The sequence below is a fragment of the Candidatus Eisenbacteria bacterium genome (genome assembly GCA_016930695.1).
Taxonomy (GTDB): domain Bacteria; phylum Orphanbacterota; class Orphanbacteria; order Orphanbacterales; family Orphanbacteraceae; genus JAFGGD01.
Genome location: JAFGGD010000045.1, coordinates 129,778 through 139,940, shown reverse-complemented (window position 1 = coordinate 139,940; position 10,163 = coordinate 129,778). Strand labels below are relative to the sequence as shown.

Genomic DNA, 10,163 nt, shown 5'->3' with positions numbered 1-10,163 from the left:
TGCTCGAAGCGCGATCGAAGTCCAAATCATTTTCTCCCTCTCCCGCTTGCGGGAGAGGGTGGGGGTGAGGGTGCCTTTCCTTCCCCCCCGGCTCTCCCTTCGGGGCACGGTCCGGATGCTCCGCATCCTCCCTCTTCTCGCTCGCCGAGAGATGGGGAGGGCCCCGGCCCTCCCAAGCCCACCGAAAGGAGCGAGGCGAAAAAGGAAAAGCCCCGGACCGGCGGTCCGGGGCCCTTCCCCATCCACGAAGGAAACGATCGTCAGCGGAGCAGCACGGTCTTCACCGTCGCGGTGAAGTCCTCCGCCTCCATCCGCGCGAAATAGACGCCGGAAGGAACCGCATGTCCGGAGGCGTCCCTACCGTCCCAAACCGCTTCGTGTCGTCCCGCGCCATATCTCCCCTCGGCGAGAACCGCGACGCGCCGGCCGGTCACGTCGTGGATCGCGATCCGGATCCGGCCCGCTTCGGGGAGTCCGAAACGGAATGTGGTCGCGGGATTGAAGGGATTGGGTGCCGGGGAATCGAGAAAACCGGTCCGTGGGGGGGCGGTACCGTCCTCGACGACGCCGGTCACTGTGCATCCCACACCGTACGCCCCGATCTGTCCGCAGGCGGGGGGAGAGATCCCGTACGCGCAGGGGGAGATGTTCTTCAGCGTCAGGTCCAGGCTCTCCGGCTCGCAGAAGAGGGGGTCGGCTGAGAAGTTATCATTGATCCCCTCCTTACCGGCGAGGCAGTCGACGTAGTCCCCCCCCGCGTTCCCGTAGACGTCGGAACAGTAAAGTAGAATATCGCTCTCGGCGTCGCAGTAGACCGCGGCGCCCGTGCGTCCGAAGGAGAGGATGGCGCGGTCCACCCAGGGAGTCGCGTTGTCGGTGCAGGCGATCCCGGAGCCGTAGGCGGCGGTGTTGCCATAGAAGGTGCACGTCTCGATGAAAGCCGAATCCATGAGGGCGAGCCCGCCGCCCCCGTAGAGTCCCGCCGAGTTTTCCGCGAACACGCAGTATTGCATCTTCGGGTGGAGCGAGGAGAGCATCCCCCCTCCCCATCCCTCCGTAACCGTGTTTCCGATGAAGGAGCAGTCTTGGACTTCAATTGAGGCGTTGCACTTGAGGCCGCCTCCCCCGCCGGAGCATACGTTCCCCTCGAAAACGCACTCTTCCACCACAGCCCCTTCGCAGGAGAGATAAAGGCCGCCACCGAGGTCCGCCTGGTTCGTCAGGAAAGAGCATCCCTCCAAACGGGGGGAATAGTCGTTGCCCTCGAAGAACGCCCCTCCGCCGGTCCCTTGATGGATCAAGGTGTCGAGGGCGATATTTCCGACGAACTCACAATCGGTTAGAACCGAATTGGAGCGATATCCGTACACTCCCCCACCGTATCCGGTCCCGATGGCCTCGCTGATCGCCCGGTTGGAGATGAATCGGCATCGGCTCACCCGCGGCGAGCACTGGAGGATGAGCATCCCTCCTCCGCTCGCCCCCTCCAGGTCCCGGGCGTATCCCTCGGTCAGGGTGATCCCCTCGATCACCGTGGTCGTATCGACCCCGATGCAGACAAGAACCCTTCCCAATAGGTTCCCGTCGATGATCACGTCGTTCGGGTCGCCCGTCTCTCCCAGGAGGCGGACCCCCGATTTCATCTGAAGGCTCCATTCGTCATAGTGGCCGGAGGAGACGAGGATCGTGTCTCCGCAGAGGGAGGAGTCGAGGGCGGCCTGGATCGAAGGCGCGTCGCCCGGCACGCGCCAAACGAGGGTGACGTCCCCCGGGCCGAGCGCTCCCACCAGGCCGCAACCCGGGGCGTCCAGGCAGGCGGAGCAGGTCCGGAGGCGGAGATCCCCCTCCGGCCGCCGGCAGAACATCGGATCGGCCGAGAAGTTGCCGTTCCCCGTCCCCTGCCCGGAGACACAGCCGGTCCAATCCCCTCCCTCATTGCCGTAGAGGTCGGAGCAGGAGAATGCGATCGTGCCTCCGTACAGGCAAGACACGGCGGATCCCCCTTCGCCGAAGGCGACGATGCATCGGTCCGCCGTGACGGAACCGCCGTAGGAACAGATGGCGCTCCCCTGCGTCCCCTCATTGTCCGTGAATGTGCAGCGTGTGATCAGGGTCGTATCGTTGGCGATGATCGCTCCCCCGTCGTATAAAGGCGCTCGATTGCCGATGAAGACGCAGGAATCGATGATCGCTTTTTTGCAGCTGATCGCCCCTCCATAGCCGAACGTCGTCTCATTGTCGACGAACAGGGATCGCCGAACCGTGATCGATTGTTCCCCGAATAACGCGCCCCTCTCATGGTCTTGAAATAGGCAGTCCTCCACCGTTCCGGAACAACAGTCTAGAAAAAGCCCCTCGCCCCCATGATTCTCGAGGAACGTGCATTCCTCGAATCGGGGATGGGCGCTCGATCCATCACAATACACTCCTCCCCCCTTAATAGAAGGACCCTTGGCGGTGTTGCCCAGGAAGAGGCATCGGAGGATGCGTGGGGAGCCCAGCATTAAATACAGTCCCCCTCCACAATTTAAAAATGCTGGGCTCTCACATACGTTGTTCATGATCCGACAATCGGAGATTTGGACGTCGCTCTCTTCCAGGAAGATCCCCGCGCCGTAATTATATGGAGGGTCCTCGAGGTATCCGTCCATGAACGTGATTCCCTCGATCCGCGTGGTGCTGTCCGCGCCTACGCAGGAGAGGACACGGCCGAGGCTGTCCGCCTCGATGGAGACGCATTCGTAATCGCCGGTCTCGCTCCGGAGGACCACCCCCGACTTCATCACGATGTCGTGCTCGTGATAGACCCCGCAGGCGACGAGAACCGTGTCCCCCGCGGAGGCGGAGTCGATCCCCGCCTGGATCGTCGGCGCCTCGGACGGGACGTGCCAGGTGCGGATCCGGCAGCCCTGTCCCAGCGCGCCGATCCGCCCGCAGGCGGGGTTGTTCTCGGCGAGACAGGGGGAGCTGTCGTCCAGGGAGTAATCGCCGTTTTCCGGATCGCAGAAGAAGGGATCTTGGGAGATGTTCCCGGCCGCGCCGTTTTGTCCCTCCACGCACCCGACCCAATCCCCTCCGGCGTTTCCGAAGAGATCCGAGCAGGAGAGGGACGCTTCACCGGAGGCGCAATCGACCGCGGCGCCCCCCGAGGAGAAGGCGATGATGGTGTTGTCCACGTCCGCCTCGGCGACGCTCTTGAGCGCGATTCCGCCCGCGTCGGGGGCGTCGTTTCCGTATAAGGTGCAATCCCGGATCCACACGCCGGAGCTGTCCTCACAACAGACCGCGCCGCCGCTGATGGAAGCGATGTTGTTCTCGAAGACGCACCCCTTCAGGGTAGGACTCGATCCGAACCGACAGTGGACGGCGCCTCCGTTCCGCGCCCACCCGTTCCGCACGGTCACCTCGATCAACTCCGCGTAGGAATTCTCTCCGGAGTCGAAACGGGCGCCCCTGTGCATGTCCGCCGGGCTCCCCTGGCAATCGATCACGCACGAATCCGGCGAGCCCCCCCGTGAGCAGACGGTGATCCCCTTTCCCCCGTAGTCCAGATCGCGATTCCCCGAGCCGGTGTAGATCCCTTTCTCGAGGGCGATGACGTTGGTGGCGTAGCAGGAGTTCAGGGAGGTTTGTATGTCCGGGTAGTCCCCGCTCCCGTCGGCTGCGACGAAGACGCTTTCGCTCTGGCACGGGCCCGTAGTGGAGAGGAACTCCGGGTTTACGCCGAAGCGCGGAAGAAGGGGGATCTCCGTCCCCGCCGAGTCGTCGGCCGTGTAGCTGGGGTATCCGGGTATGGACGGGACGATGCTGGGCACGATGTCCAGCTCCGCTATTGCATAGTCGATTTTCAACACGGTGAGTCGAAGAACGGCGATTGCGTCCAAGCCATAGAGGGGCGTGGAAAAAACAACATCGAAATCCGGAGGGGTAAGACAATTGATCCCATTATGTGTATACCATTCCGTGACGATGATATTCGCCGGGAGATCCACGCGCAGATTGAAGCCGGAAATGCCAAAACTGGAAGGATTGGTGACCACGACATAGAGATAGGTGGGGATGGAGTACGGCAGATCGGCGCAGAAATACTCTCCATCCGGTTCTCCATAAATACCGATCACATCCATGTCCGTATGGGCCGCGGCGGGGATGAGGAAAAAGACGAATAGGATCAGAACGGCGGTTCTCATCGCGGACTCCTCGTGGGTGGAAAAGGGAAGGACCGTTCCCGGATCGAGCGGGAAGACGCCACTAGGAAACGTGGTGAGAACGAGGCGAGGTGCGATCCCCGCGACGGACATGATGCGCCGGGTGCTTTTTAGTCTAAAAGTACGTATAAAATTTATCACCGGTTCCGATGAGTGGCCAGTGAAACATCTTGCTTCGCGGGGTCGTCGTGGATGGGGCAAGGGTGTGATGAAAAAAGCCCCGGACCGGCGGTCCGGGGCTTTCGAGAGGGCGCCGCAGGAACGCCCGAGTCAGCGGATCAGCACCATTCTCCTTGTTTCCGCGTAGGAGGGCGCCGTGAGACGGTAGAAATAGGACCCGCTCGCCACGGGATTGCCGCGGTAGTCCGAGCCGTCCCAAACCACCTCGTGACGGCGGTCGGTGGGGAGCGTCTCGTCCAGGAGGAGGCGGACCTCCTCGCCGCGGACGTTGTACACCGCCAGGCGGACCGGAAGCGCCGCGCCTCCGGCAGGAGGAAGTTCGAAACCGATGGTGGTCGTCGGGTTGAACGGGTTGGGACGGTTCGGCAGGAGGACGATCTCCGCGGGCACGGCGATCTCCACCGCGAAGGTCTCGCCTGTGCATCGGTTCCCGTAGGCGTCCACCGCTTCGAGTCTGTACTCCGCCTTGTCGTAAGAGACGCGCTCCGCTCGGCTCAGAGGATCGACGTGCTCGGTGACGCCCGACGTGGTGATCCAAACCACCATCCACTCCCCTCCGGGCAGGAGACGGCGGTGCAGGATCAGAGAGTCGGGCCTCTCCCCCTCCCCGTTCTCCCAGGCGAGGCGCACGCCTCCGTCGGTCCTCTCGCCGGAGAGGCGCGCCGGCGGGGGCGGAGGCGTGACGTCCGACGCGGTGCGGAAGCTGTCGATGCGGGTGAGGAAGTCGACGCCGGCGAGGGTCGTCCCTCGGACACGCCAGTAGAAGACGCGGTCCGGAGCGAGACCGGACACCGTGTCGGCGTGATCGTAGGTGAAGAGGAAATCCTCCTCCGTCGCGGCCGCGAGGGAGAGTGTATCCGATCCGATTTCGACGCGCCCCACGGCGAGGCGGTCGAGGGACCAGAAGAAGCGGACGAGGCCCTCCTCCGGAACCGTCGCCATGCCGCTCACCTCGGGGAGCGTGTCCGGCCGGGTACGGAAGCTGAGGCCGCCCAGTTCGAGGGCGTGCCCCTCCGCATCCTCGCCGGAGATTCGGTAGTAATAAAATGTGGACGGCTGAAGCCCCTCGAGGGCGATCCGGTGCGCGATCGTGAACGAGGGATCGTGAACCCACTCGGAGCAGCCCGGGTCGGTTCCGTAGTCCACGCGCCCGTCGGTGGGCCCGCCGGTTTCCCAAATCACGACGGCGTCGCGGATCCCCGTCTCGACGCGCACGTCCACGGCGGGATTCGTTTCCGACGTATCGGCGCTCTCCTCCATATAGACCGAGAGCAGCTCCGACAGGGCTTCGTTCCCGGCCGTGTCCCGCGCCGCCGCGCGGAAATAGTAAAAGCGCCCCGTCTCGAGCCCCTCCACGTCGAAGCGGTGAAAGAAACCGAACACATCCATCTTCGCTATGGAGGCGCCGAGGGTCGTGTCCGGGCCGTATTCGACTGAGCACGCGCTCGGTTCGTCCGTTTGCCACCGTACGCTCGCCTTGCCTTCGCCCAGATCGGTCAGTTCGATGTTCCCGAAGCGGGGCGGTATGGTGTCGACATGTCCTTCCGTCGTGAAGGTTCCCACCGTCGAAAGCGAAGCGTTGCCGGCGGTGTCGGTGCAACAGACCCGGTAGTGGTAGAGGGTGAGCGGCGAGAGGCCGTCGAGAAAAATCTCGTGCTTATCCGATACGGTCGAGTCGACGGGCGTGGAGTCGCCGCACGCCTCGGTCCGCCCGAAGAGAACGCGGCCGCAGGTCGGTTCGTCCGTCTTCCATGCAACGATCGCGTCGGTGCGGCCCACCGCGAGGACCTCCACCTCGAGGAAGGAGGGCGCGGTTCCGTCCTCCTCGGGGAGAAGGAAGACGCCGTCTTCCGATCTTACCCGGTTCCCCGCGCCGTCCTCCTGGACGACGCGGTAATGGATCGCCGTTCCCGGATCGAGACCGTGAATGCGCGCCTGGTGGTCGAGGGCGAGGCTTTCCTCCATCGTCGTCGCCGATCCGTATTCCTGGTCCGGTCCGTATTCGACCCGGCCGCGGGCCGGCTCGTCGCTCGTCCAAACGAAGAGCACGGCGCCCTCTCCATCCTCCAGAGCCGTGAGATCGATCACGGCGGGGGGAATCGTGTCCGGCGCGTCGAGGGCGAAGGAACGCTCCTCCGACTCGGACCGGTTGCCCGCGCCGTCCGAGGCGACGATCCGGTAACGGTAGACGCCGCCTGGAACGAGACCGTCGAGACGGATCTCATGATCGACGGCCGGCTCCTCTTCCTCCAGAGAATCTTCTCCCGCGGAGAGCACGCCGAAGAAGAGGGCGCCGCGCGTCGGTTCGTCGGTCCTCCAGAAGACGGTCACGCCGGACTCCTCCACGTCGGCGATGCCGATGCCGGAGATCGCCGGAGCGGTCGTGTCGGGCGCTTCGTCGGTCGGGAAGGAGAGAACCTCAGAGACCGCTTCGTTGCCGCTCTCGTCCCACGCGCGGACGCGGAGAAAGTGCGTCGTTCCGGCGGCGAGATCCGAGAGTTCGATCCGATGGTCGAGCGCCGCGCCGGCCGTCTCGGCGAAGCCGCCGGCGCAGGAGCTGTCGGTCCCGTACCGGACTTCGCCGAAGGCCGGCTCGTCGGTGCTCCACAAGACCGCCGCCCCACGGAAGGTGATTTCCTCCACACGCAGATCGGCGACGACCGGTGGTGTTTCGTCCGGCCCCTCGGCGGTGACGAACATCGCGTCCTCCGTGAGGGCGGCGTTTCCGTGGTGGTCCTCGGCGCGGATCCGGAAATGGCGGGTCGTCGCCGGGGGGAGTCCGGTGAGCGACGCCTCATGAGAGAGAAGATACGTCTCGGAGAGAGGCGTGCTGTCGCCGTAGGCGGCGGTGGGGCCGTGCTCCACGAAGCAGGCGGTCTCTTCGTTGGTGTTCCAGACGATTCGGGCGCTCGAGTCGGTGACGGTCACCACCACGCCGGACACGATAGGCGGATCGTCCTCCGAGGCGGTTTGGAAAGTGCGGTCCGCGTCGATCGTCTCTCCTCCGGCGGAGACCGCGCGCACACGGAAGTGATAGACCATGCCGTGACTCAGCGGATGGAGTCGGATTCTGTGGGCGGCGCCGCTGGATTCCTCTTGGACGGCTTCCCCGTAGGCGGCGGTGAGGCCGAAATCGACCGCGCCGAAGGCGGGAATGTCGGTTTCGAATGCGATCACCGCGTCGGTGTCCGAGACCACATCGACGGTGACGCCGGAGATCACCGGGGCGGCCGGCGGGGGCGCCGCCTCGGTGGTGAAGGTGCGGTCGCCGGAGACCGCCTCGTTCCCCGAAACGTCGGTGGAACGGACCCGGTAATGGTAGAGCGTGGTCGGGTCCAGGCCGCCGATCGTGATGTGATGATGGAGAACCCGGGCTTCCTCTCCCTCGGAACCGATCTCGTACGACGTGGTCCGCCCGTATTCGACGCGGCCGTCTCCCGGTTCGTTCAGGTCCCAACCGATTCGGGCGGATGCGAAAGAGGCTTCCTCGACGCGGATATCCGCGAGAACCGGGGCGGTCGTGTCGCCGGGCGTGACGCAACCGGCGGTATTGGAGAGACCGGAACGGTTTCCGACCTCGTCCAGGGCCTCCATCGCGAAACGACAGACCGTTCCCGCGGGGAGGCCGCCGACGAGAAGGCTCTCCGCCGATCCGGGCGCCGCGGGGGCGCCGGCGGCCAGAGCCGTCGCGCTCTCCCAGTTCCCTTCGTGCAGGGTATCCGCCGCCCAACGCACGTCGTAGGAGGAAGCGGTGCCCACTTCTCCGTCATCGCCGGGCGCCGTCCATCGAAGGATCGCTTGGTCCTCCTCCGGCCCGGGGGAGGCCACGAGATCGACCACCGGATCGGGGGCCACGGTGTCCTCCGGTTCGGGCGCCGTCGGATAGGCCGTGACAGGGCCCGCCGGCGCGCTCGCGCTTCCGGCGTCATCCATCGCCAAGACCCAGTAGTGATATGAGGAATCGGCGTCCAGGCCGTCTTGCGTCAGGAAGTTGAAGGTGGTGGTCTCCACCGTGGTTTCATCCGGGAGCATATGTACGGTGACGTCGTCGAACCAGACTTCCCCCGTCCCCGACACGCCGAAACCGAAGGTCCCCGCCGCCGGGCGGCCCGGCCCGTCGTCGAACGCCCGGAGAGGGAAACGCGCCGGTTCGTCCGAACCCTCCGGCCAGAGGGCGGCTTCGAGACGGACCGCGCCGTTTCTCTCCCAGGCGAGAGCGCGGAACCGGTACCAGACGTCCGGATCGGGGGGAAGGAGGGCGCCGCCGCTTTCCTCGGGAGAGGCGCTCCCCTCCCCCACGGCGCGGAGCGCGCCGCCGGGAGAGAGGCCGATCCTGTACGCCGCCCCGCCGGAGGCGCGCAAAAAGAGGTTCGCGCCGGCCCCTTCGGCGAAGCGGACCGAGCCGGTCGCCTCCCAATCGGTCCATTCATATCCACCATCGAGAAGAAGGCGCGCCTCGCCGCCCGAGGCGTTCCCCCGGAGAGCGAGTCCTCTCCCCGGCGCCTCGGCAAGTCGGAAGAGGTCGGTCGGGACGCCTGAGGAGTCGGTCTCGGTGAATCCCGCCGGGTCCTCGCCCGCCGTTCCTCCGTCGAAATCGCATTCCAGGAGAACCGGGGCCGCCGATCGCGCGAGCGAAGTCCTGAAAACGCGGTAGCCGTCGAGGTCGCTCTCCAGGTTCGGCATCCAGAGAAGGGAAGTGGCGTACTCCGCTGAGTAGGAAATCACGCCGCTCGGCCGGACCGGAGCCGGGTCGGGCGCGACGAAGGAGGAGTCGGCGGTGGAGTCTCTCGCGGCGCCGTCCATCGCGACGATTTGGAAATGAACCGTTTCTCCCTCGGCAAATCCGTCGAGCCGGACAGTCTGTTCCCATGCCGGTTGAGGCGCCGTCACCGTCGAACCGTACGAGGCGTCCGGACCGTACCGAAGCATCCCCGTCGCGGGACGATCCGTCTCCCAATGGACGCTCACCGAATCGGTCATCCAGTAGTCGACGGCGACGGCGAGAATGGTGGGGGGTTCGGCGGGAGGGGTGCTGTCCGGAACACCCACGGCGAGCGGAGCCGAGAATCCGGAGAGGTTCTCCGCCTCGTCTCCGCTCCGCACGACGAACCAGTACGTCTCGCCCGGCTCCAACCCGCCCAGGACCACCGAATCTTCGCTTCCGGGAAGAGAGGGGGCGGGGAGTCCCGCCACTTCGTCCGCGCCGTTCCACCAAGCCGCCGTATCGCCGCCGACGGACGCGGAGTGGTAACGCATTTCATAGAAGGCCGCCGGCCCGCCGGTCGCGCCATTCTCCGCGGGCGCCGTCCAACGAAGCGTGATCTCGGCCGCCCGCGCGCTGGACGCGCCGGCGAGCATTCCGACAAAGACGAGGGCGTACCGGGCATATATGGAGGGGAATATGCGCCAGGACCCGCAAGGGTTCTTTCGCATCAACTGTCCGTTCTTTTCCCAACCGTATGGAGGGAGGCTCTCTTGGGAAGAGCAGGTCCACCTAGGACGGGGGAGCAAACCCCACTGGCGACCGCTTCATACGGTACGCAAGGGGTGTGCCGGAAATCCTCGGGAGCGGAGAGAAACGGCATTCATAACCAATTGTATTTGTTGTGGTTACAAAGCATCCGTCGAGTGGTTGGTTTTCATCCCGGTCGTGGATCGACCGGTTGGGCAGAATGCAATCACCTGCTTAAACGATGATCATCCGCTTGCGCCGCGGGATGGATGGAAGAGGAGGGTGTATTCCCTCTCCGGAGGGGAGAGGGAGCCCCCTTTCGC

2 protein-coding genes are annotated in these 10,163 nt (G+C 65.1%); both read right to left on the bottom strand.

The genetic code is table 11. The features are described from left to right. Positions 1 to 260 precede the first annotated feature (260 nt). Entirely contained in the window at positions 261 to 4,190 is a 3,930-nt protein-coding gene (locus tag JW958_11190) for a right-handed parallel beta-helix repeat-containing protein (protein ID MBN1826819.1), read from the bottom strand. A gap of 288 nt (positions 4,191 to 4,478) precedes the next feature. Beyond that, the gene (locus JW958_11185; protein ID MBN1826818.1) at positions 4,479 to 9,821 is read right to left on the bottom strand and encodes a hypothetical protein; all 5,343 of its coding nucleotides are present in this window, start codon (positions 9,819 to 9,821) and stop codon (positions 4,479 to 4,481) included. Positions 9,822 to 10,163: the final 342 nt, after the last annotated feature.